The sequence below is a fragment of the Sphingobacterium sp. UBA5639 genome, assembly GCF_002421245.1.
Taxonomy (GTDB): domain Bacteria; phylum Bacteroidota; class Bacteroidia; order Sphingobacteriales; family Sphingobacteriaceae; genus Sphingobacterium; species Sphingobacterium multivorum.
In genome coordinates, this window is the sequence record NZ_DIJR01000035.1 from 49979 (window position 1) to 73554 (window position 23576).

The following is a 23576-nucleotide window of genomic DNA, read 5'->3' on the forward strand; positions in this document are numbered from 1 at the left end:
TTCTACACTTTGAATAAATTTTTCAATATTTTTTTGCGCATCACGTTTAGGAAGCGTATAATTGTTACAGATAACCCGATGATTAGTAACCGCTAAATTTAGCTCAGTATATTGCACATAAATAAATTTAGAAGTTTTGTATAGTAATTTTACCGTTGACTGTGTCATATTAGGCTTTCACGAAGGAGAATTAAAAGTTCTTTTGGCCGAAAGAAATGAATATCCTTTTAAGGATTGGTGGGCATTGCCAGGTTTTTTCGTGGATAATGACGAAGAGATGGAAGATGCCGTAAAACGAATTTTGTATGAGAATACAGGTTTGAAAGATGTATTTATGGATCAGCTGCATTCCTTTGCCGGATTAAAACGGCATCCAAAGGGACGTATTCTGACGGTGGCGTATTACGCCCTCGTGCAGCTGGATAATACCAAATTGAAAACCAAACCTGTTACAAACTATATGAAGCAGGCAAAATGGTTCCCCGTTCGGAATGTACCTGAACTGGCCTTTGACCATAAGCAGATTTTGGACCTCTGTCTGGAGCGGTTGCAGCGCCGCCTCGCCTATAAGCCGATTGCTTTCGAGCTGCTGCCTGAAAAATTTACACTCACCCAGCTACAGCTGGTGTATGAGGGAATTTTGAATAAACCACTCGATAAACGCAATTTTAGAAAGAAAATGCAGAATTATGGCTTTCTAAAAGAGCTCGACGAAGTGCAGACTGGAGTAGCCTATCGTGCAGCAAGGCTCTATAAATTGGATAAACGAAAGTTTTTAAAACATTTTCAGAACACGGTCGCATTCTAATAGATCTGTTCGTATAATAAAAGGCAAACTTTCGAGTTTGCCTTTTTTTTTGAAAGTGTCTGATCTTATTGGCCAGAAAGAACCTTCAGTTTGCTTTCATTGCTGCTGGTGTCTGCGAAGTCATGAAGGTTTTGTTGTCAGGTTAATATCAAAATTATTACAATTTCAAAATTTATTTTGTCCAACATGTTACTTTTTATATTTTTGAACAATTTTTGATAAAAGTCAGAAAGTAGAAAGGAGTTTTTTGAAGAATGGAAGATAGAAAAGATCAAATCATTCATGCGGCGATAAGACGCTTTATGCATTACGGTTTTAGTAAGACTACGATGAATGAAATTGCGGAGGATATAAAAATTACCAAAGCGAATTTGTATTACTATTATTCGGAAAAGAATGCACTTATAAGGGATGTGATTGTGCGTTTGACGGATGAATATAGGGAAGAGGAGGAGAAGATGGTGGCTGTGCATGTGGGCACCACCTACGAGCTGATCATTAAAATTTTGGAACTGCGCGATGCATTTGTCCGGAAATACTATATGTTGCACATGAATGAAAATCTGGAATGGATCAAGGGACTTTCCATTCAGGATTTTTTCCAGTGCCTACACGACCGTGATGTGAAAGCCTTGTTTGAGATCCTTGAGATCGGTGCCGAAAAAGGTGAAATCGATGGGGAGCATCTCTATGAAACGGCCGAAATCTATGTGGAATTGATGAAGAGTTTATCCCTGATGTGCAATATCTCCGATATCATTTCAGGAATTCCAAATCAGGATCGTTTTGATGAAGTGCTGCAAAAGCAAAAGCTGGCTACCAAGCTTTTTTTTAATGGTATAAATAAAAAGTAGATATAAAATTAGGATAAATAAATTAGGAATGAAAACAATCAGAATACTAGCCAGCCTTTTATTAGGTACGATGGTTTTCCAGAGTCATGCACAGCAACAATTGAGCTTAAGTGATGCGATTAAATTTGCTTTGCAGAACAAGGCTGATGCGAAAAAGGCAGGTCTCGATGTCGTAAATGCCGAACATAAAATTGCGGAAGTTAAATCGGGTGCATTACCACAGGTCAATTTTAACGGTGGTATCACTTACAATCCAATGATTCAAAAGGTCGCTTTACCAGGAGAGCTTGTGGGCCAACCGGGAACCACAGTAATGGCTGCTTTTGGACAAAAATGGCAATCGACAAATTCGATAAGCTTAAACCAACAGCTATTTAATCAAACTGTATTTACTGGACTGAAAGCTGCCAAGACGACACGCGAATTTTATGTGATCAACAAAACATTGACCGATGAGCAATTGATCGAAAAGGTGGCCAATAGTTATTATGATGTTTATCAATCCAAATTGCAGTTAAAAACGGTTGACAATAACTTGGAAAGTACCACCAAAACTAGGGATGTCATCGAAGGACTTTTTAAGAATGGGTTAGCGAAGAAAATTGACCTTGACCGTACAAATGTAGCCGTTACAAATTTGAAAGCTTCTCGCCAGCAGCTGATTAATGCCGTTGAATTAAAAGAGAATGCACTAAAATTTGTCATTGGTATGCAGATGTCGGAGCAGATTGTTATGCCGGCGTCAACGTTTGAAACAGTTGCTCTGGATGCCATATATGACCCGCTTGATGTGTCCAGTAGAACGGAGATCCAGGTGCTCACTAAACAAAATGAATTACTAGAGTTGAACAAAAAAGCTGAAGCATCCAAATACTACCCCACTTTATCTTTGACTGCGAATTACGGTCGTCAGGGTTTGGGACCTGTTTTCCCAATCTTTTCGAAAGCTGAAGGTGTAAATTGGTCGGGATTTTCAGGAATTGGTCTTAATTTGACGGTTCCTATTTTCAATGGTTTCCTCACACGTTCTAAAGTTCGTCAGGCACAGATCGATATCGATAAGTTGCAGGTTGATATCGCGGATACAAAATTGGCACTGAATCTGGCAGCAGAAAACTCCAAGGTTCAGATTAAAAATTCTTTGTTAACAATTGAGTCAAACCGTAAGAACGTGGATTTGGCAAAATCAGTGCTGGAAGATACTAACAACAATTACAAAAATGGTCTGGCAACATTGACCGATCTTTTGGATGCGGAAAATGCCTATGCAGATGCCCAGAATAATTTAAATACCTCTTTGCTCGATTATAAAATTGCTGAAGTGCAGCTGATCAAAGCGAATGGAAATCTTAAATCACTAATTAAAGAATAATTGACTAATACAATATGAAACGCGGAATTATTACCTTACTTATTATTGCTGCTGGTCTAGCAGGAATATTTTTTGTGTTAAATAAAAATAAAAAGAAAAATGAGGCCGAAACTGCAGAGGTAGCAAAGAAAAATGTGGCTATTGCAGTGCGTATCGATACGGCAAAAGTATCTTCCATGGACTTACGTTATACGGCTAACGGAACATTTTCTCCGAAACAAGAAGTAACTGTTTCAGCTGAGACTGCAGGTAGAGTGGTGAAAGTATTGGTTGATGAAGGTTCTCATGTGAGCGCCGGACAGACTTTGGCGATCATCGAGGGCGATAAACTGAATGTGAACGTAGCGAATGCGCAGGCTGCATTTACCAATGCGCAGGCCGATCTGCATCGCTTTGAAAGTGCCTTCTCTACAGGTGGTGTAACCAAACAACAGTTAGACCAGGTGAAATTGCAATTTGAGAATGCGAAAAATAACTTAAAAGCGTCTAAATTGAATGCTGGCGATGTGACCATCAAAACTTCGGTATCGGGTATCGTCAATGCACGTAAAATCGAACCGGGCACTTACCTAAATGTGGGCGCTGCAGCCTTCGATATTGTCAATGTCGCCACCTTGAAATTGCGTGTCAATGTAGACGAAAAGAATGTGGCTACCTTAAGGATCGGTCAATCTGTTGATGTGACAGCGAGTGTATATGCAGACCAACGCTTTATAGGTAAAGTAACTTTTATTGCGCCTAAATCGGATGGTAGCTTAAACTTCCCGGTGGAAATCGAGGTAAATAATGCATCGAACCAATTGCGTGCTGGTATGTACGGTACAGCCATCTTCGGTGAAGGTGTTGCTAGCAATACGTTGATCGTACCTCGTAATGCCTTTGTGGGTAGTGTGAGCGACAACAAGATCTTTGTGCTGAAAAACGGTAAAGCCATCGAAACAAACGTCAAATCAGGTAGAAACTTTGGTGATTACATCGAGATCTTAGGTGGTTTGCAAAATGGGGATCAAGTGATTGTTTCGGGTCAGATCAATCTATTTGACCAAAGCCCTGTAGAGATTATTAAATAGAGCATACTGTAATCGGTAGCAGATGGAACCTCGGTTGCATAGCTATTAAAAATAAATTATTCGAATGAAAATTACCGAAATATCGATAAAACGCCCCAGTATAATTATCGTATTATTTATAATACTGACATTAGGCGGGTTGTTTTCTTATACGCGATTGGGCTATGAATTGGTCCCTAAATTTGAAATTAACGTCATTACGGTACAGACGGTCTATCCGGGAGCTTCACCTGCAGAGGTGGAGAGTTCGGTGACCAAAAAAATAGAGGATGCCATTTCATCCTTGGAAAGTATCAAAAAGGTGGAGTCGACTTCCCTTGAAGGGGTATCGATTGTCATGATTACCCTCAACAACGGTGCGGATGTCAACTTCCTGCTTACGGATGCTCAACGGAAAATCAATGCCGTGATCAACGATCTGCCGGATGATGTAAAGACACCTTCACTCTCCAAATTCTCCCTGGATGATGTGGCCATAATGAGTTTGGCCGTCACGTCCAACTTATCGGAAAAAGAACTCTACGATCTTTTGGACAATAAAATCCAGCCGGTCTTTGCGCGGATCAATGGTGTTGCCAAAGTGGACCTGATCGGAGGTGAGGAACGTGAAATCCAGATCTCTGTAGACCCGAAGAAAATTGAAGGTTATGGACTGACAATTTCGCAGGTACAGCAAATTGTAGCATCATCCAATCTCGATTTCCCGACAGGTAACGTCAGTACTCGTGATAACCGGACAACCATCCGTCTTTCGGGTAAAGTAACTTCAATCGAGGAGCTGCGTAACCTCCCGATCACAACGCCGGCAGGGGTGCAGATTTATCTGCGCGATATCGCCGATGTGCGGGATGGTATTAAAGAGATTGAAAAAGTAGCCCGCCTGGACCGTCAGAATACAATCTTATTGCAGGTCTTTAAACAGTCTGATGCAAATGCGGTAGCGGTGTCCGAAGCTGTCAAGAAAACCATTGCGGTACACGATAAAGACGGAAAAGTAATTTCTGGTGTAGAGAAGGATTATGCTGCACAGAATATTAAAATTCTGGTTGCCAATGACTCTTCAGAATTTACCTTGAATGCAGCCGATAACGTGATCCATGACTTAATGATTGCCATTGCATTGGTGGGCTTTATCATGTTGTTCTTCTTACAAAGTTTACGTAATGCGGCGATTACCATGGTGGCGATTCCATTATCTTTGATCGCTACCTTTATTGGCTTGCTTTTGATGGGCTATACCTTAAACTTGATGTCTTTACTCGGTTTATCCCTGGTAGTAGGTATTCTTGTGGATGACGCGATCGTTGTTATCGAGAATATTCACCGCCACATGGAGATGGGTAAAAACAAGGTGCGTGCGGCCTATGATGGTGCTTCGGAAATCGGATTTACCGTAACGGCGATCACCTTGGTTATCGTGGTAGTGTTCCTGCCGATCGCGATGTCTACGGGTTTGGTGGCCAATATCCTGGCACAATTCTGTGTGACGGTAATCATCTCGACTTTATTATCCTTATTGGTGTCATTTACGGTAGTGCCTTGGTTATACTCGCGTTTCGGTAAATTGGAGCACTTGAGCAAAACTTCTTTCTTTGGTCGTATTATTCATGGTTTTGAAAGCGGTTTGAACAGCTTTACACATTGGGTTGCGGGATTGTTGACCTGGGCTTTAAAGAACGTCGGTACGAAATTGGCTACGTTGTTTTTGGCAATCGGTTTACTTGTTGCATCGTTTTTTTTGGTCGGTATGGGGTATATTGGTTCGGACTTCTTCCCGAGTATCGACCGTAAGGAGTTTTTCATCCAGTTGGAACTCGATAAAGATGCTTCCCTGGAGAAGACCAACTTGTTGACGCAAAAAGCGGAGGCTTACATTAAATCGAAACCTGATGTCAAAGAAATTATTACGACAGTGGGGCAGTCTTCGGACGGTATGGCTTCAACAACGGGTTCGCGTTATAAATCGGAGATCCACGTGATCCTCGACAAGGAAAATTTTGAGGGTAACTCACAGGTGTATTCAGCGACGCTGAAGCGTGAACTGGAAAATAAACTGATCGGTGCAAAAATCAAAACCGTCAACGTGGGTATCATGGGAGCGGAGCAGGCACCATTGAAGCTGACCATTATCGGTGCTTCTGTCGAAGATGCACAGGAATTTGCAGAGAAGGCGGCAGATCAATTACGTAAGATTCCTGGGGCTGCGGGTGTCAAATTGACTTCTGAAGCGGGTAACCCTGAGATCAATGTGAAGATCGACCGTGATAAAATGACCTCTTTGGGACTGAATGTCTCTACTGTGGGGATGACAATGCAGACGGCATTTTCAGGAAATACGGATAACAAATACAGAGCGGGTGATAACGAGTACGATATCAATATCCGCTATGCGGAAAATGGTCGTGCCAATATCGACAACGTACGTGATCTGAAATTTATCAATAATCAGGGTGCCTCTATTTCTTTGGATCAATTTGCCAATGTAACTTTTGGTTCGGGACCTACGTTGTTGGAACGTCGCGACAAGTCGCCGGCAGTATCCATTCAGGGACAGGCAATCGGTAGACCAATGGGTACCGTAGCACAAGAGTGGCAGGCACAGTTTGAAAAACTGCCGCGTAAACCGGGTATCGTCTTTATCTGGGGTGGTAATATGGAAAACCAAACCGAAGGTTTTGGTACTTTGGGTATTGCCTTATTGGCATCTATTATCCTAGTATACTTGGTAATGGTTGCTTTATACGATAGTTTTATCACACCATTTGTGGTCTTGTTCTCGATTCCATTGTCGTTTATCGGAGCCCTATTGTTCTTGGCGCTGGGAAATCAGACCTTGAATATATTTACGATTTTGGGTATCATCATGTTAATTGGTCTGGTGGCCAAAAATGCGATCATGCTGGTTGACTTTGCCAACCATCGTAAGGAAGCTGGCGATAATACACACGATGCGTTGGTGGCAGCCAATCACGCGCGTCTTCGTCCGATTTTGATGACGACAATTGCCATGGTATTTGGTATGATTCCTATCGCAATCGCTACTGGAGACGGTGCCGATATGAATAGAGGTCTGGCGATCGTTATCATTGGTGGTTTGTTATCTTCTTTATTTTTAACCTTGGTTGTTGTACCGGTGGTGTACTCCATATTTGACAGTCTTCAACGTCGTTTTGGAAAGAAAGAAAAGACAAATTATGAAGCCTTGATGAAGGAAGATTATGACCATGTCGACGTGGCAGAACATTAAAAAATAATACATTTTACAATAGAAAAAGGCGGCTAATAAAACATTAGCCGCCTTTTTTGTGTTAATTTTAGGTTAATCAATCGATTGCGTAAATATTTTTTATTACATTGCGGCGCATTAACAAAATATACACTTAAAATTGAGACATACATGTGTGGAATTGTAGGATACACAGGTTATCGTCAGGCGTATGGTATCGTCATTGACGGATTACAAAAGTTAGAATACCGTGGTTATGACAGTGCTGGAGTGGCATTGCATAAAGGTGAGCAGATCGATGTTTACAAAAAAACAGGTAAAGTCGCAAACTTGGAAGAGTTTGTGTACGGAAAAGATCTACAGTCGACCACAGGGATAGGCCACACCCGTTGGGCTACCCATGGTGAACCTTCTGATCGGAATGCACATCCGCATTATTCCAATAGCGGACGCATCGCGATGATTCATAATGGCATCATTGAAAACTATGCTTCCTTAAAATCAGAATTAATAAATAAAGGTTATACGTTTAAAAGTGATACTGATACAGAGGTTCTGGTCAACTTTATCGAAGAAATCCAATCGCAGAATGAATGCTCGTTAGAAGAAGCGATCCGTATTGCTTTGAAACGGGTCGTCGGGGCCTATGTAATCCTCGTATTGGAAGCAGGTCATCCGGATCGTATTATTGCAGCACGTAAGGGAAGTCCTTTGGTAATTGGTATCGGTAAAAATGAGCATTTTTTGGGTTCAGATGCTTCCCCGATGTTAGCGTATACCAAAGAAGTTGTTTACATCAATGACTATGAACTGGCCATTATCACACCAGAGGAGCTGATCCTTAAAAATCTGGGTAATGAGCGCATCACACCTTATGTCCAAAAATTGGATCTGGAACTGTCAGCTATTGAAAAAGGGGGCTTTGATCACTTTATGTTGAAAGAGATCTTTGAGCAACCGCAAACGATCTTTGACTCGATGCGTGGACGTTTGGATCTGCAATCCCATCAGATTACACTGAGCGGCATTGAAAAATTTGCCAGTGAGATCAGCAACACCAATCGCATTGTAATTGTTGCCTGCGGTACCAGCTGGCATGCCGGGCTTATTGCAGAATATGTTATTGAGGAATTGTGCCGCATAAATGTAGAAGTTGAATATGCGTCGGAATTCCGCTACCGTAATCCGGTTATTCATCCGGGAGATGTGATCCTGGCGATTTCCCAAAGTGGTGAAACGGCTGATACATTAGTTGCGTTGGAAAATGCAAAAAAACAGGGTGCTATTATATTGGGTGTGGTCAATGTTGTTGGATCTTCTATCGCCCGACTTTCGGATGCAGGTGCCTATACCCATGCTGGACCAGAAATCGGCGTAGCAAGTACGAAAGCATTTACAGCACAGTTGACTGTATTGAACCTGATTGCCTTAAAGATTGCTTCTTTAAGAGGCTCCATCAGTGAAGAGCGTTATCAAAAACTCGCAAAGGAATTAAATGAAGTGCCTGAAAAGGTGGAGTGGATTTTGGATACGCAGGTTGATAAAATTAAAACCATTGCCAAAAAGTACAAAGATGCCCGCGACTTTCTTTTCTTGGGTAGGGGATATAATTTCCCGGTTGCCCTGGAAGGTGCGCTTAAACTCAAGGAAATTTCCTATATCCATGCCGAAGGTTACCCTGCAGCAGAGATGAAACATGGACCGATCGCATTGGTTGATGAGAACTTGCCTGTTGTTTTTATCGCTACAAAAGATGCTTATCACGAGAAGATTGTTTCAAATATTCAGGAGATCAAAGCACGTAAGGGAAAGATCATATCGGTGGTTACCAAGGGCGATACCGTTTCTGAAAATCTATCGGATGATTTTATGGAAATTCCGGAGGCAGATGAGATTATTGCGCCATTGATTTCGGTTGTACCATTGCAACTGCTATCGTATTATATTGGTGTAGAACTCGGATTGGATGTGGACAAACCACGTAACCTGGCGAAGTCGGTAACTGTAGAGTAAGGAGGCCTATGAGTGTATTGAAGAAAAAACCTTTGGAACAGCTGGGCTATGGATTTATCCCAGATGAATTTATTCCAGCAGGACAAGATGAATATACCCTGCGCTTTCAGCAAAACCCGCGTAATGACTACCGCGATCTGACGGAAACGGAGATTCAACAGTTGATTCATAACGGTAACTGGTCAAGCGACTGGACCAAGGTCAAAGTATCGGCAGTCTTCGATCCGAATCAGGTGCAGCACTGTAAGTTCTATGGTCTGGTCCGTATCGGCAATTTGAGTCCGAGTTACCTGGATTACCGCAATTTGCAGCTGCCCATTGGCCTGTACCATTCGACGATCATCAGCTCGGACTTTGGTGACGATGTTGCTGTTCATTATGTGGGCTACTTGTCCTACTTTATTGTTGGCAATGAAGTGCTGTTGAGCCAGATCAAGGAAATGGAGACCGGTAGTACAGCCAAGTTTGGTAATGGCATCCTCCGTGACGGTGAAGAGTCGGAGAAACGGATCGAGCTGGAGCTCTGCAACGAAAATGGTGCCCGCTCGGTTTACCCATTTGATGGCATGCAGGCTGCAGATGTATACCTTTGGACCCGCAATCGGCATGATCATGCTTTACAGCAGCGATTTGGAGAACTGACGGATCAAAAATTTGGAAGTCAACGCGGCTATTACAGCCAAATTGGCGACCGTTGTGTCATCAAAAATACGTTAACGATCAAGAATGTCAAGATCGGGACTGATGTTTATATCAAAGGGGTCAGCAAGCTGAAAAATGTAACCGTCAATTCCTCGCAGGAATCGTATACGCAGATCGGTGAAGGCTGTGAGCTTGTTAATGGAATTATTGGCTATGGCTGTCGTATATTTTATGGCGTTAAAGCCGTACGTTTTATCTTGGCTTCCTATTCGCAATTGAAATATGGTGCGCGCTTGATCAACTCTTATTTGGGTGACAACTCGACAATTTCCTGTTGTGAAGTATTAAATTCCCTGATTTTTCCAGCCCATGAACAGCACCATAACAACTCGTTTTTATGTGCGGCATTGGTGATGGGCCAAAGCAATATGGCTGCTGGAGCAACTGTAGGATCGAATCACAACTCCAGAGCTGCGGATGGTGAAATTATCGCGGGACGTGGTTTTTGGCCCGGACTCTGTGTCAGTCTAAAACACAACTCCAGATTTGCATCGTATTGCCTGATTGTAAAAGGGGATTTTCTGCATGAACTGGATATTAAGCTACCTTTCACCTTAGTAAGCAATGACGTACAACATGATCAACTGGTCCTGATTCCGGGGTATTGGTTTATGTACAATATGTACGCATTGGTACGAAATGCGAATAAGTATGCGGCGCGGGACAATCGACATTTCAAAAATCAATATTTTGAATACGATATGTTGGCACCGGATACGGTGAATGAAATGTTTGAAGGGATGGATATGCTGGCCTTGGCCGTTGCAGACAGCCTTCACACTGCAGCAGGGAAGGATGAGCGCGAACGTATTGTTGCCGGTCGGGCACTGCTTGCCAACAACATGGACCTAAAAGATAAGACCATCGTGTTGCAAGGGGCCGAAAATTCACGCAGACCGACTGTTATTCAGAAGGTTGGCGAGGCTTATCACTTATATCGTTCGTTTATTAAGTATTATGGTGTACTGCACCTGATGGATGCCCTCGAGGAAGGTATGTCACTGCAGGGTATTATGGCCTCCTTAACGGGCCGATCGCGTACGAACTGGGAGAATATCGGTGGACAGCTGATCGAAAGCAATGCCCTGCACACTTTCTTAGATGATATCAAATCAAAAAAGATAGATTCGTGGGATGATATTCATGAATTCTATCATGATAAAAGTAAAGATTACCCCCTAGATAAACGTGAACATGCACTCTTGTCTTTAATCGAAGTCTTAAATTTGGAAGGTATGGTTTTATCAACAGATAAAATTGTATCTTTGTTGGATCAGGCGCTTGGGCACCGGATCTGGATTGGTGAACAGATTTATAAATCCCGGGCCAAAGACTACAAAAATCAGTTCAAAAACATGGTCTATGCCAATGATGAAGAACGTGATATTGTGGTCGGAAAACTGGAGGACAATTCTTTTATCAATCAACAACAAAAAGAATTAGAGATATTCAAGATAAGGGTTGCTAATTTGAAAGGGCAATTTTAAAAGAAAGGCTTCCGCTCGGAAGCCTTTTCTTTTTTGACCTGCTGTTCTTTTTGTTGACCAGTTGCTTTTTTGACCTGCTCTTCTTTGGCCTGCTGCTTCTTTTCTTTGACCAGTTGCTTCTGTTTTTTGTCTGTTTTCTAATCCTGGCGGCCGAGGCTGCTATGAAGCTTGCTTTTGTCGTTCCACGCCTTTACTCGTTGATTTTATCGAGCGGCTTACGTTTATTGTCTTTGATCTGTTTAAAGTGGCTTGGCGTCAATCCGGTTACTTTTTTGAATTGATTACTTAAATAGGCAACACTGGAGTAATTGAGTTTATAGGCAATCTCACTTAATGTCAGTTCATCGTAAACCAATAGCTCTTTGACATATTCAATTTTCTGGCCGATGAAGTATTTTTCGATGGTGATCCCTTCAACATCCGAAAATAGATTGGAGATGTAGTTGTAATCATGGTGCACTTTCTTGCTGATGATTTCGGAAAGATTAAGGCTGGTGTCGTTATGTTGATTACGGATGAGATCCAACACCACATGTTTTACCTGTTCGATGATGACGGTTCTTTTATCGTCAATAAGTTCAAACCCAAGTTCCGAAAAATTTTCAGCAAGTTGCTTGCTCTCCGCTTTGGTCAGTTCTTCTTCAATTTCCACCTGGCCCAAAGAAATATGCTTAACATGGAGATTGAGCTTCGCCAGTTCATTTTCAACAACCATTATGCACCTATTGCATACCATATTCTTTATTGCAAGTTTCATAAGAATTATTTTAAATACAAGTTACTCATGTAAACTCAAAAATCGCTAATTTATTAGACATGGGGTTGTAATATTTAGGGTTTATCTTGTAGTATTTTGAAAATAGGCTGTGGGAAAAAATAGGACGGAAGGGTTAGATCGCCTACAGATGAGTGTCAAGGAACGGATGCTAAGCGTTTATTTCAGTCAAGGCTTTATTTCCGCTAGGGCTTTATTTCAATAGTTGTGCCTATTGGAACAGCGTCAAAAAGCTCGTCAATCTCCGAGTTTGTAAGTGCCATACAACCGAAAGTCCAGTCCATGTGGCGTTGCAGTTTACCAATAAAGCCTAGTCCGTTTCGGAGTCCGTGGATCTTGATGTCGCCACCGGCATCTTTTCCTAAACTTTTGGCATGGGCGATATCTTGTTCATTCGGATAGGAGACACCTAGGTTTTTGTGATAGTCGCTATATGGATTTTTATCGTTGATCGTATAAAGACCCTCGGGTGTTTTTAAATCACCTTCAAATTCTTTGTCGCCCACAGGTTGACCGCCTAGTGAAATACGGTATGATTTTAGGAGCTTTCCCTTGCTATAGGCCAATAGTGTCCTTTTAGATTTATAGACAATCAGTTTGTCCACTTTCGCATGCCGATCCAACGTTGGTTCGGGATAAAGATTATAACCTATCAGGCCCAGGCAAAGTAAGACGAGGAGGCTGATGACTGTTTTTAAAACTATTCGACGTTTTCTAGGTCGTTTCATCTTGGCGATCGTTAGCTAATGGATAAAATGTTTAGACCGAGTGCATAACCTAGGGCTCGGCACTCGGTCTACTCATGTATTTTGATGTTACCGTCTAGAATTCGCGGTCAACATCCTTGTCGCCACGTCCCGAAAGGTTCACAATAGCGACTTGGTTTTTGTCTTTGAGCAATTTCACCGCAAGGGCAACAGCATGAGACGATTCAATGGCCGGAATAATACCTTCCAGTCGGGAAAGCAACTTGTAGGCATCAATCGCCTCGGTGTCAGTCACGGGATGATAGTTTGCACGATTGCTATCTTTTAGCTGGGCATGTTGCGGCGATATCCCCGGGTAATCAAGGCCTGCAGATACCGAGGTTGAGGGGATCGGATTACCTTCATCATCGACCAGACAGTATGAAAATGTCCCCTGGAATACAGTTGGTTTACCAAAAGAAAGTGTCGCTGCTGTTTTTGGATAAGTCCCGGTGCCACCACCTTCACCACCATGAATTTCGACGGCATGATCATCGAGAAAACCCGAAAATAAGCCAATCGCATTTGACCCGCCACCCACACAGGCAAAGATGCTGTCGGGAAGGCGCCCTTCCTGATCAAGGATCTGCTGGCGTGCTTCTTTACCGATAACGCTTTGAAAATAGCCGACCATTTTTGGATAGGGATGTGGGCCAACATGCGATCCCAGCAGATAATAGGATGTGGGATTTTCGACGTAATACATCAAGGCCGCGTCTACGGCATCCTTCAATGTACGGCTACCTAAGTTGGTCGTTACAACCTCGGCACCCAACAATTCCATGCGTTTGACGTTCAGGGCCTGCCGCGCAGCATCGATTTCGCCCATAAATACTTTACAGGGGATGTTTAACAATGCTGCTGCTGTTGCTGTTGCAACACCATGTTGACCGGCGCCAGTTTCGGCAATGATCTCTGTAGCTCCCATTTGTTTAGCCAAAAGAATTTGACCGATACAGTTGTTTATCTTGTGGGAACCTGTATGGTTTAAATCTTCCCGCTTTAAATAGATTTTGGAACCTACGTGTTCGCTTAAATTCTTCGCGTAATATAAAGGTGAGGGGCGACCGACATAATGTTTTAAGATCGCAATAAACTCTTTCTGGAATTCTTCTTTTTGGACATGACTATCGAAAAAAGCAGCCAGTTTATTCAATTGCTCTTCCAATACCGGTGGGATGTAAGATCCGCCAAATTCTCCATATTGACCATTGTATTGAAGCATCTTCTCATTTGCTTCGACAGATGCAGCTTGTGTTAGACTCATTTTAGGCTTAAGTTTCTTGTTGTAAAAAGATATATTATTTATTGAAGCCTAATATAGTAATCTTTGCAGGTATAGAAAAAAAACAAGGCATCTTTACTAGAAAAGATGCCTGTAAAATCTTGTATTTGCAAACAAGGATATATTGCGGCCTGTTTTAAGCTTAGGTTTTCCGGAAGATAAAGTAGAAGCCCACCAAAATAAAAGGTATACTCAGTAATTGGCCCATGTTTAAAGCCATACTTTGCTCGAAAGCTTCCTGGTCAATTTTAAAATGTTCCAAGACCATGCGTGCACCAAATAATAGGACCATGAATATACCAAATAATTGACCTTTTTGGCGATTGGGATTTGATTTGAATAGGGAACCAATGATAATAAAGATCAAAATATAGGCGATTGCTTCATAAAGCTGCCCAGGGTGGCGTGGTACATTGTCTACACGTTCGAACACGATAGCCCAGGGTAGATCTGTAGGTGTGCCAATAATTTCGGAATTGAAGAAATTTCCGATACGGATAAGTGCACCGGCAATAGGGACTACAACGACCAATCGGTCCGCTAACCACAAGAAGTCGGTTTTTGTTTTTCTGCAGAATAAATAGAGTGCGAGGATAATTCCGATGGCGCCGCCATGGGAAGCCAATCCTGCGAAGCCGGTAATATGAAATCCTGTTTTATCCCATTTGAATGGCAGGAAGATTTCAAGTATATGATCTTTGTAATAGTCAAAATCGTAAAATAGGCAGTGTCCTAATCGTGCTCCGATCAAAGTGCCCAGAAAAATATAAATTGAAAGCTGATCCAACTGTTCCTGTGTGCGGCCTTCCTTTTTGAATATACGCAACATGATCACGTATGAAACAAAAAATGCTAACAACCAGCATAAGGCATAATAGCGAAGGGCAAAAGCGCCAAAGTTGAACATTTCGGGGTCAATATTCCAATGTATTGCACTTAATATTGAATTCATAAATTTTATAGCTTTTTAAATTACTTTGAAGTAAAGATAAGCTTTAATCTCATTTTTTTATTCCTACAATTTGTTTTTAAGCAGAATATCATTGGGCTGCGGATCTAATTCATTCATCGTGAACAAAATATTGTCTTTTGCGGATCCTTTTTACTTAAAGAGGAGCGTATAACCTAAAATAAATTGCGCAAACAATATTTCAAAAAACATTTTTACTTTTGCATTTCATTGAAATTTTCATATTTTGACGAAAGTAAATAGAAAAGGAAAAGATGGCAGAAAAAAACAAGAAAAAAGAGCCGAAGCACGACGCGGTTGTGACGAAAGATTCGCTTTCATTTTTTGAGAAATATATCAATAATGCTTCTCCTACAGGATTTGAGTGGGAAGGACAGCGCCTGTGGTTGGATTATTTGAAGCCTTATGTTGATGATACATTCGTTGACAACTACGGTACAGCTGTAGGGGTAATCAATCCAAAAGCGGAGTATAAGGTCGTTATAGAGGCTCATGCGGATGAGATTTCTTGGTTTGTCAATTACATTACCAAAGACGGACTGATCTATGTAATACGTAACGGTGGTTCAGATCACCAGATTGCGCCGTCTAAGCGCGTGAATATTCATACGGAAAAGGGCATTGTCAAAGCGGTATTCGGCTGGCCGGCAATTCATACGCGTTCGGGAGAGAAAGAAGAAAATCCTTCGCTGAAAAATATCTTTTTGGACTGTGGCTGTAGTACCAAAGAAGAGGTTGAAGCCTTGGGAATACATGTCGGTTGTGTCATTACATACGAAGATACATTCTCTATCCTTAACGACCGTTATTATGTTGGGCGGGCTATGGACAATCGTGCTGGTGGTTTTATGATCGCTGAGGTTGCTCGTTTGCTAAAAGAGAATAAAAAGAAATTGCCATTTGGATTATATATCGTAAATTCGGTGCAAGAAGAGATTGGTTTACGCGGTGCCGAAATGATTGCAGATCGTATCAAACCGAATGTCGCCATCGTAACTGATGTGACACATGATACGCAAACTCCGATGATCAATAAGATCACACAGGGCGATCTATTTTCAGGTAAAGGTCCGGTATTGTCCTACGCTCCAGCGGTTCAGATTAATCTGAATAAACTGTTGGTTAAAGTTGCTGAGAAGAATAATATTCCTTTCCAGCGTCAGGCTTCTTCTCGTTTTACAGGAACTGATACGGACGCATTTGCCTATAGCAATGGTGGTGTACCGTCTGCATTGATTTCTTTACCACTCCGTTATATGCACACAACAGTGGAGATGGTGCACAAGGAAGATGTGGATAACGTGATCCGGTTGATCTACGAAACATTATTGAATATTGAGAACGGACAAGATTTTAGAACATTTACAAAGTAGAATTTAAGAATATATTAACTTATCATTAGAATTATTATGGAAAATAACCAAAATCAAAACGAATTGAGCATCGAGTTGACAGAAGAAGTAGCAGAAGGAACCTACTCAAATCTTGCGATTATCACTCACTCTAATACTGAATTTGTGGTTGACTTTATCCGTGTGATGCCAGGAGTGCCAAAAGCAAAAGTGAAATCAAGAATCGTTTTGACTCCAGAGCATGCAAAACGCTTGTTAGGTGCATTGGTTGATAACGTGAACCGTTTCGAAGCATTAAATGGCCCAATTAAAATGGACTTAGGTGTTGCTGAACAACCTCAACAAGGTGGTGATCCTACAGTTGCATTCCCTTTTGGAACGCCACAAGGTCAAGCATAGTTGATTGCAGCTATCATTGAGATATCAAAAGCGCCAATTGAACATTGGCGCTTTTTTTATGTCCTTGATTTCAGCAAAGTCTTTCCGATGCTCCAATTGGGTTCATGTATGAAAAAGACGATTGCCCTAACTACCTGTTAAGGGATAAGATCATCAAGATCTAATTAAAATTGAAACATCTGCATATCAGGTAGTGCCTATTAATATTTCTTAATCAATGTTTAGACAGTAATAAGTCAGTGCATATTCAGTCTACACTGAGCAAGCACTGAACGAGCACTGAACAATCACTGAGTAAGCACTGTCTAAAATATGAAGTTGGGTGCCATCTGATATTCGCCTGTGAGCTATTGCTAGTTTTGGACTTGGCATTTACTTTTACTAAATTTAGGTAACTAATTCAAAAAGGAGATTTATATGGATATTCAAGTGCGGAACTTGACAAAGAAGGATTATGTTGATTTGAAACGATCGATGGAACAGGCTTATGATGGTGCAGGTGAGACCTGGTCAAAGGAAAATATTCAGGATTTGATTGATATATTTCCCGAAGGGCAATTATGTGTGGAGATTGATGGACATGTCGTTGCCTGTGCCTTGTCCATTATCCTGAATTCAAAAAAGAATAATATTTACGATAGCTATTATGAGATTATCGATGACGGTAAGTTTACCAAGCATAGTGATGATGGAGACACCCTTTACGGGATAGAAGTGTTTGTTCATCCGGCACATCGGGCGTTACGTCTCGGCCGGCGTCTCTATGATGCGCGTAAGGAGCTGTGTGAACAGATGAACCTCAAATGTATTGTTGCCGGGGGCCGTATTCCCAATTACCATAACTATGCGGATAAAATGAGTCCGCGGGTTTACATCGAGAAAGTCAAACGCAAGGAGATCTATGATCCGACGCTGACCTTTCAGCTTTCAAATGATTTTCATGTCAAAAAAATACTCAAGCATTATCTGCCTGAAGATGCTGAATCGATGGAGTTTGCTACCCTGTTGGAATGGAATAATATTTATTATGAGTCAGAGACACGGTCCATTTCGACCACCAAGCAGACGATCCGTTTGGGGCTGGTGCAATGGCAGATGCGCTTGTTTGATAATCTGGAGGCATTTTATGATCAGATCGAGTTTTTTGTGGATACCGTGAGTGATTATGGAACAGATTTTATCATGTTTCCGGAATTTTTCAATACGCCACTCATGAGCCCTTATAACGATCTTCCCGAGCGCGTGGCGATGGAAAGGCTTGCGCAGCATACCTCCGAGATTATCGACCGCATTCAACAGTTTGCTGTATCCTACAACGTTAATATCATTGCGGGTTCCATGCCATTGATGGAAAACAAAAAACTCTACAATGTTTCCTACCTCTGTCATCGCAACGGTAAGCTGGATGAGTTTAAAAAAATTCATATCACGCCAAATGAATTTAAATACTATGGTATGGTGGGTGGTAGTGAAGTGAAAGTATTTGACACCGATTGTGGTAAAGTAGGGCTGTTGATCTGTTACGATGTCGAGTTTCCTGAACTGAGCCGTATTTTGGCCGATCAGGGCATGCAGATTCTATTTGTGCCCTTTATGACGGATACCCAAAACGGGTACATCCGGGTGCGTACCTGCGCGCAGGCCAGGGCGATAGAAAATGAATGTTATGTGGCTATTGCTGGCTCTGTGGGTAATTTGCCGCGTGTGAATAATATGGATATACAATATTCGCAGTCCGCCGTTTTTACTCCTTCAGACTTTGCTTTTCCCAATAATGCCATCAAAGCCGAGGCGACACCGAATGCGGAGATGGTGCTTATTGCCGACGTTGATCTGTATGCGCTGCGCGACCTACATGAGTATGGTACTGTTAAAGTGAAGAAGGATAGGCGGAAGGATCTGTACGAAGTGAAACTTTTGAAGTAAAATTTAAATACGCTTTTAATCTCTTAAAATATGATACAAAAAGTCAAATGGGGGACGCTATCCATGGTCTTAATGATGATGTCATGTCAGTCAAATAAGAAAAGCGATACTGCTCAGGAGGTCCGCACAAATTTTTTTGATGTCTCAGGTATGGATACGACGGTGAATCCAGGAGATAATTTCTTCCAATATGCGAATGGAAGCTGGATGAAAAATACGCAGATCCCGGCATCGGAAACAGGATGGGGCTCCTTTTATGTGCTCGCCGACGAAAATCTGGCAAACCTGAAATCTATTTTGGAAGGGGCCGCAAAGTCCGACAACAAAAAAGGTTCAGATCAGCAAAAGGCTGGCGATTTCTATGCGAGTGGTATGGATACGGTGACGATCGATAAATTGGGTGCGAAACCGATCGAAGGGGCCATTCAAAAAATCAATGGATTGAAAAGTATTGATGAATTGATTGCGTATGCTGCAGATGGATTTAAGGAGGGCGATGGTGATCTTTTTACCTTTTATGTCGCCGCGGATGACCGGATCAGCACTAAGAATGTATTGCAATTTTTTCAGGGGGGACTCAACCTGCCTGAAGCAAGTTATTATTTAGATCAGGATGAGAAAGCGAAGAAGATCCGGGAGGCCTATGTCGCGTATCTGGTCAAGTTATTCGGACTGATCGGTGAAGGGGCAAATGCCCAAAAGTCGGCTGAGGAAGTGCTACGCCTGGAAACAGAAATTGCCAAATCGCATGCCACACCTGTAGAATTGCGGGATCCCATTAAAAACTACCACAAATTTGCGGTACAGGAATTTCAGAAGCAAACGCCAAACCTCAACTGGAAAGATATTCTGCAACGCTTGGATGTGAAGACCGACACGATTTTGGTACAGCAGCCCAAATTTTACCTTGCTTTAAATAATTTGTTGAAGTCGCAGTCCTTAGATAGCTGGAAGACAAAACTAAAAGCAGATTTAGCGAATGCTTCTGCGACGGCACTGAGCAAAGGTTTCCGGGAGGCCAAGTTTGAATTATTCGGGAAAACCCTAAATGGTCAGAAGCAGGAGAAAGAGCGTTGGAAGCTGATGGTGAGTTCGGCGGACGAGAATCTTGGCGAGATTGTGGGTAAGTTGTATGTGGATGAATACTTCAAGCCCGAAGCAAAAAAACGAATGCTCGAATTGGTCGACAATTTGCAGAAAGTCTATAAGAGCCGCATTGAGAAATTGGACTGGATGACGCCTGAAACCAAAAAGAAAGCGATTGAAAAATTGGAAGCCTTCACCAAAAAAATCGGCTACCCGGAGAAGTGGAAAGATTATAGTGATGTGGAAGTCGCCAAAGATACCTACTATGCCAATTTGCAGTCTGCTGCAAAGCATGCTTATAAAGAAATGGTGGGTAAAATTGGTAAACCGGTTGACAAGGCAGAATGGCTGATGACAACACCTACGGTGAATGCCTATTACAATCCACCGTATAATGAGATTGTATTTCCGGCCGGCATCTTGCAGTTCCCCTTCTTTGATGCCAACGCGGACGATGCAATCAATTATGGCGCTATCGGTGCCGTTATCGGACACGAGATGACACATGGTTTTGATGATCAGGGGCGCCAATATGATAAAGACGGCAACTTGAATGACTGGTGGACTGCCGTGGATGCGAAACAGTTTACGGAACGCGCTAATCAGGTAGCGAAGTTATATGGTGGTTTTACACTGTTGGACAATCAACATGTAAACGGTGAGCTTACTTTAGGTGAAAACCTGGCGGATATCGGCGGTTTAAATATTGCCTATGATGCCTTTAAATTAACCAAACAAGGGCAGGGGCAGGACAAGATTGATGGCTTTACTCCAGATCAACGTTTCTTCCTGAGTTTTGCGCAAGTGTGGCGCGTAAAGAGCAGCGATGAGCGCATGCGGCTACGTTTAAAAGTTGATCCACATAGCCCCGAACAATTTCGGGTAAATGGTCCCGTATACAATATGGAGGCTTTCTATAAAGCATTTAATGTACAGCCTACAGCAAAAATGTATGTGGCACCGGAGAAAAGAATTTTGGTTTGGTAAGCGGAAACAGGCGTGAACAGCGTTGTCCTAATACGGATTAAGGTCATGCTGTTCAACTGATAACGTTTAAATGGAAACGAAAAAGTAAATTTGTCTTTGAATTATGATAAAAACTGATTACTTTTGCCCTTCATTTAATAACACATTTAATTAATTAACAATGTACGCAATAGTAAATATAGCAGGACAGCAATTTAAGGTTGCAAAAGACCAGTTCCTTTTTGTACACCGTTTACAAGGAGATGAAGGCGCTAGTATTGAATTTGACAATGTATTGTTAGCAGAAGACGGTGGTAAATTTACCATTGGTACACCTAGCGTTGCTGGTGCAAAAGTTTCGGCTAAAATTTTGTCTCATTTAAAAGGCGATAAAGTTATCGTTTTCAAGAAAAAACGTCGTAAAGGCTACAAAAAGAAAAACGGTCACCGTCAACAATTTTCTAAAATCCAGATCACTGGTATTACGTTATAATTGAATTTTTAATCAGACAAATAGTCTTAAATTAAGATAAAGAAATGGCACACAAAAAAGGTGCGGGTAGTTCTAAGAACGGCCGTGAGTCACATAGCAAGCGTTTAGGTATCAAAATCTTCGGTGGTCAACAAGCAATCGCTGGTAACATCATCGTACGCCAACGCGGTACACAACACAATCCTGACACAAACGTTGGTATTGGTAAAGACCACACATTGTTCGCTTTAGTAGACGGTAAAGTAGTTTTCCGTAAAAAAGCTAACAATAAATCTTATGTATCTGTAGTTCCTACAGAACAAGCGTAAGGTTTTGCAACAATATTGGAAAGGCATCAAGAAATTGATGCCTTTTTTTGTTTGTCTGTTCTCCCATGGATCTACCCTTGGGCAATAGGAACGAAATCGGATGCTACTTGCTGCACTTTCGTTGCACAGAGCCACTGTTGGCAATATCGTTGGCCCGCAGCGCTGCTGCCCCGCCAATTTATCGGAGTTGGTAATGAGTGCGTTAAGGTTTTGGTTTTATTTAAATTGTTATTTTCTGTTAAATGTAAAGCTTTGGTACAATTTTTATAAAGGATAGGTGTTTTTAAGACAATAGGCGAAACATTCCGGAATACCATTGGATGCAAGCACGATTGAATAAATACTTACATATGAAATACAACAAGTTTGGATATGGTTTGTGTGCGGGGTTATTTGCCTGTTCATTTTATTCCTGTAGTTCGATTTACATGCCTAATGTGCCTTCAGCGCCGATGTTTACAGAAGCTGGGGAGGTATATGTTTCCGGTAATATCAATACAAAGGCTAATGTATCGGCCAACCTGGGGGTAGCCGTAACCGATCATGTAGCTGTCATTGCCAATGGTTCCTATGTGGATAATAAATCCAATATCAAAGACTATGCGCAAAAGATGGGCGAAGCGGGGATTGGCTATTATACACGCTTCGGTCGGAAAAATAATCGTGTGTTTGAGGTTTACGGGGGGTATGGGCTAGGCAATACCAGTGTGGTTGATAAGCGTTCGTCGACGATGGGACAAGCTATTGTGGAAACGAAGGATATGGATTTTGAAAAGGTGTTTGTGCAGGTAAACTTTTCATCGGAGAAAAAGGATGCCCTAAAGTTGTTTGGCAACCGGCACGATATCGATTACGGTACCATCATTCGGTTGAGCAATATGCGGATGAAGAATTTCGCTATTGATGGTCTTCCGGCAGAGAAAGAAGACAATATGCTTATTGAACCTGTATTTTATACAAGGATGGGCTTAGGGAAAGGATGGAAGCTGCAATATACGAACGGTATGGTATTTGGTTTTAAAAGTAATACCTATTTAAAAGCAGGGTACCCATTGTTTACACTGGGAGTTTTATATAAATTTGGAGGAAAATAGGGATTATGAGCAAGAAAATTTTATTTGGATGTTTGGTTCTGCTGGGTTTGTTTATCTCCGGCTGCGGCGTGAATCGACAAAAGGCACAGATCGAGAATTTGGCGAAATGTAAGTTCGATGTGGAATCGGTAGATAGTATTCGGTTGGCCGGAACATCATTGCAACGACTGATCAAGAATAATCAAATCGACCTGGGAGCAGCGCCAAGCCTGGCGTTGGCCTATTTGCGGAAAGATATTCCATTGAATGCAGTTATCAGGCTTAAAATAGACAACCCGACGCTCAAAAAGGCATCCATTAATAAGTTTCAGTATATCATTCTTTATGGTGGACAGCAGCTTGTGGAAGGGATTGTCAATCAATCATTACAAATAGAGCCCGGAGAATCTACCGTAGCCAATGTGCGTATAGCGACCAATATCTATGATTTGTTGAAGAATTCGGACCTGCAGGATTTTTTAATGTCGAGCGATGAGAATAAAAAGGGAATATTTACGTTAAAAGTGAAACCTTCTATCAATATCGCAGGGCAGTCGGTATTCTATCCGGGATATATTACCATCGATAAAGCGGTAAGTCGTAAGATTCTGCTTTAGACAGGGGCATACTGTGATAAGATATTAAGAAGCTGTCTCAAATTTATT

At 41.8% G+C, this 23576-nt stretch carries 19 protein-coding genes; 15 read left to right on the forward strand and 4 right to left on the reverse strand.

Features of this window, described 5'->3' with window-relative positions; genetic code table 11:
* Positions 1 to 136 precede the first annotated feature (136 nt).
* From B4Z90_RS22315 to B4Z90_RS22345, 7 genes are all read left to right on the forward strand, one after another.
* Complete coding sequence (locus B4Z90_RS22315) at positions 137 to 808, forward strand: NUDIX hydrolase (protein WP_075992906.1); 672 nt, start codon at positions 137 to 139, stop codon at positions 806 to 808.
* 254 nt (positions 809 to 1062) lie between these two features.
* Positions 1063 to 1662, forward strand: coding sequence for a TetR/AcrR family transcriptional regulator (locus B4Z90_RS22320; RefSeq protein WP_286803305.1), 600 nt, complete (start codon positions 1063 to 1065; stop codon positions 1660 to 1662).
* A 28-nt stretch (positions 1663 to 1690) separates the two neighbouring features.
* On the forward strand, positions 1691 to 3034 hold the full coding sequence (locus B4Z90_RS22325; protein ID WP_112376346.1) for a TolC family protein: 1344 nt from the start codon (positions 1691 to 1693) through the stop codon (positions 3032 to 3034).
* Between the two features lie 14 nt (positions 3035 to 3048).
* Positions 3049 to 4104 (forward strand): efflux RND transporter periplasmic adaptor subunit, encoded by a 1056-nt coding sequence (locus tag B4Z90_RS22330; protein ID WP_070561150.1) that lies wholly within the window; start codon positions 3049 to 3051, stop codon positions 4102 to 4104.
* 64 nt (positions 4105 to 4168) lie between these two features.
* Positions 4169 to 7351 carry an efflux RND transporter permease subunit gene (locus B4Z90_RS22335; protein ID WP_145326907.1) on the forward strand — a complete coding sequence of 1061 codons (3183 nt, stop codon included), beginning with the start codon at positions 4169 to 4171 and terminating at the stop codon, positions 7349 to 7351.
* A gap of 150 nt (positions 7352 to 7501) precedes the next feature.
* Positions 7502 to 9343, forward strand: coding sequence for a glutamine--fructose-6-phosphate transaminase (isomerizing) (glmS, locus tag B4Z90_RS22340; protein WP_112376348.1), 1842 nt, complete (start codon positions 7502 to 7504; stop codon positions 9341 to 9343).
* Positions 9344 to 9351: 8 nt separating this feature from the next.
* The gene (locus B4Z90_RS22345) at positions 9352 to 11532 is read left to right on the forward strand and encodes a DUF4954 family protein (RefSeq protein ID WP_112376349.1); all 2181 of its coding nucleotides are present in this window, start codon (positions 9352 to 9354) and stop codon (positions 11530 to 11532) included.
* A 190-nt stretch (positions 11533 to 11722) separates the two neighbouring features.
* Here B4Z90_RS22345 and B4Z90_RS22350 read toward each other — a convergent pair whose 3' ends face one another.
* From B4Z90_RS22350 to lgt, 4 genes are all read right to left on the reverse strand, one after another.
* Positions 11723 to 12289: an AraC family transcriptional regulator gene (locus B4Z90_RS22350; protein ID WP_070561147.1), complete on the reverse strand. Its 567-nt coding sequence runs from the start codon at positions 12287 to 12289 to the stop codon at positions 11723 to 11725.
* Positions 12290 to 12492: 203 nt separating this feature from the next.
* Complete coding sequence (locus B4Z90_RS22355; protein WP_070561146.1) at positions 12493 to 13035, reverse strand: L,D-transpeptidase family protein; 543 nt, start codon at positions 13033 to 13035, stop codon at positions 12493 to 12495.
* Positions 13036 to 13129: 94 nt separating this feature from the next.
* Positions 13130 to 14320: a tryptophan synthase subunit beta gene (gene trpB, locus B4Z90_RS22360; RefSeq protein WP_236560212.1), complete on the reverse strand. Its 1191-nt coding sequence runs from the start codon at positions 14318 to 14320 to the stop codon at positions 13130 to 13132.
* A gap of 160 nt (positions 14321 to 14480) precedes the next feature.
* Positions 14481 to 15290: a prolipoprotein diacylglyceryl transferase gene (gene lgt / locus B4Z90_RS22365; RefSeq protein ID WP_204991109.1), complete on the reverse strand. Its 810-nt coding sequence runs from the start codon at positions 15288 to 15290 to the stop codon at positions 14481 to 14483.
* A gap of 272 nt (positions 15291 to 15562) precedes the next feature.
* Here lgt and B4Z90_RS22370 point away from each other — a divergent pair, with 272 nt between their 5' ends.
* From B4Z90_RS22370 to B4Z90_RS22405, 8 genes are all read left to right on the forward strand, one after another.
* Positions 15563 to 16681: a M42 family metallopeptidase gene (locus B4Z90_RS22370; RefSeq protein WP_070561144.1), complete on the forward strand. Its 1119-nt coding sequence runs from the start codon at positions 15563 to 15565 to the stop codon at positions 16679 to 16681.
* A 36-nt stretch (positions 16682 to 16717) separates the two neighbouring features.
* A complete protein-coding gene (locus B4Z90_RS22375) occupies positions 16718 to 17059 on the forward strand; it encodes a DUF3467 domain-containing protein (protein WP_046672455.1) in 342 nt (113 codons plus the stop codon).
* Positions 17060 to 17476: 417 nt separating this feature from the next.
* Positions 17477 to 18985, forward strand: coding sequence for a bifunctional GNAT family N-acetyltransferase/carbon-nitrogen hydrolase family protein (locus B4Z90_RS22380; RefSeq protein WP_112376350.1), 1509 nt, complete (start codon positions 17477 to 17479; stop codon positions 18983 to 18985).
* Positions 18986 to 19015: 30 nt separating this feature from the next.
* A complete protein-coding gene (locus B4Z90_RS22385) occupies positions 19016 to 21058 on the forward strand; it encodes a M13 family metallopeptidase (RefSeq protein ID WP_112376351.1) in 2043 nt (680 codons plus the stop codon).
* A gap of 160 nt (positions 21059 to 21218) precedes the next feature.
* On the forward strand, positions 21219 to 21530 hold the full coding sequence (rplU, locus tag B4Z90_RS22390) for a 50S ribosomal protein L21 (protein WP_028068281.1): 312 nt from the start codon (positions 21219 to 21221) through the stop codon (positions 21528 to 21530).
* A 44-nt stretch (positions 21531 to 21574) separates the two neighbouring features.
* Entirely contained in the window at positions 21575 to 21838 is a 264-nt protein-coding gene (gene rpmA, locus B4Z90_RS22395) for a 50S ribosomal protein L27 (protein ID WP_046672918.1), read from the forward strand.
* A 350-nt stretch (positions 21839 to 22188) separates the two neighbouring features.
* The gene (locus B4Z90_RS22400) at positions 22189 to 22932 is read left to right on the forward strand and encodes a hypothetical protein (RefSeq protein ID WP_115049607.1); all 744 of its coding nucleotides are present in this window, start codon (positions 22189 to 22191) and stop codon (positions 22930 to 22932) included.
* A 5-nt stretch (positions 22933 to 22937) separates the two neighbouring features.
* A complete protein-coding gene (locus B4Z90_RS22405; protein ID WP_112376352.1) occupies positions 22938 to 23528 on the forward strand; it encodes a hypothetical protein in 591 nt (196 codons plus the stop codon).
* Positions 23529 to 23576: the final 48 nt, after the last annotated feature.

What these genes read in the sequence shown, in the direction of transcription:
- B4Z90_RS22320 (WP_286803305.1), top strand. Translation starts at nt 1,063, where the DNA reads ATGGAAGATAGAAAAGATCAAATCATTCATGCGGCGATAAGACGCTTT.
- B4Z90_RS22325 (WP_112376346.1), top strand. Translation starts at nt 1,691, where the DNA reads ATGAAAACAATCAGAATACTAGCCAGCCTTTTATTAGGTACGATGGTT.
- B4Z90_RS22330 (WP_070561150.1), top strand. Translation starts at nt 3,049, where the DNA reads ATGAAACGCGGAATTATTACCTTACTTATTATTGCTGCTGGTCTAGCA.
- B4Z90_RS22335 (WP_145326907.1), top strand. Translation starts at nt 4,169, where the DNA reads ATGAAAATTACCGAAATATCGATAAAACGCCCCAGTATAATTATCGTA.
- glmS (WP_112376348.1), top strand. Translation starts at nt 7,502, where the DNA reads ATGTGTGGAATTGTAGGATACACAGGTTATCGTCAGGCGTATGGTATC.
- B4Z90_RS22345 (WP_112376349.1), top strand. Translation starts at nt 9,352, where the DNA reads ATGAGTGTATTGAAGAAAAAACCTTTGGAACAGCTGGGCTATGGATTT.
- B4Z90_RS22350 (WP_070561147.1), bottom strand. Translation starts at nt 12,289, where the DNA reads ATGAAACTTGCAATAAAGAATATGGTATGCAATAGGTGCATAATGGTT.
- B4Z90_RS22355 (WP_070561146.1), bottom strand. Translation starts at nt 13,035, where the DNA reads ATGAAACGACCTAGAAAACGTCGAATAGTTTTAAAAACAGTCATCAGC.
- trpB (WP_236560212.1), bottom strand. Translation starts at nt 14,320, where the DNA reads ATGAGTCTAACACAAGCTGCATCTGTCGAAGCAAATGAGAAGATGCTT.
- lgt (WP_204991109.1), bottom strand. Translation starts at nt 15,290, where the DNA reads ATGAATTCAATATTAAGTGCAATACATTGGAATATTGACCCCGAAATG.
- B4Z90_RS22370 (WP_070561144.1), top strand. Translation starts at nt 15,563, where the DNA reads ATGGCAGAAAAAAACAAGAAAAAAGAGCCGAAGCACGACGCGGTTGTG.
- B4Z90_RS22375 (WP_046672455.1), top strand. Translation starts at nt 16,718, where the DNA reads ATGGAAAATAACCAAAATCAAAACGAATTGAGCATCGAGTTGACAGAA.
- B4Z90_RS22380 (WP_112376350.1), top strand. Translation starts at nt 17,477, where the DNA reads ATGGATATTCAAGTGCGGAACTTGACAAAGAAGGATTATGTTGATTTG.
- B4Z90_RS22385 (WP_112376351.1), top strand. Translation starts at nt 19,016, where the DNA reads ATGATACAAAAAGTCAAATGGGGGACGCTATCCATGGTCTTAATGATG.
- rplU (WP_028068281.1), top strand. Translation starts at nt 21,219, where the DNA reads ATGTACGCAATAGTAAATATAGCAGGACAGCAATTTAAGGTTGCAAAA.
- rpmA (WP_046672918.1), top strand. Translation starts at nt 21,575, where the DNA reads ATGGCACACAAAAAAGGTGCGGGTAGTTCTAAGAACGGCCGTGAGTCA.
- B4Z90_RS22400 (WP_115049607.1), top strand. Translation starts at nt 22,189, where the DNA reads ATGAAATACAACAAGTTTGGATATGGTTTGTGTGCGGGGTTATTTGCC.
- B4Z90_RS22405 (WP_112376352.1), top strand. Translation starts at nt 22,938, where the DNA reads ATGAGCAAGAAAATTTTATTTGGATGTTTGGTTCTGCTGGGTTTGTTT.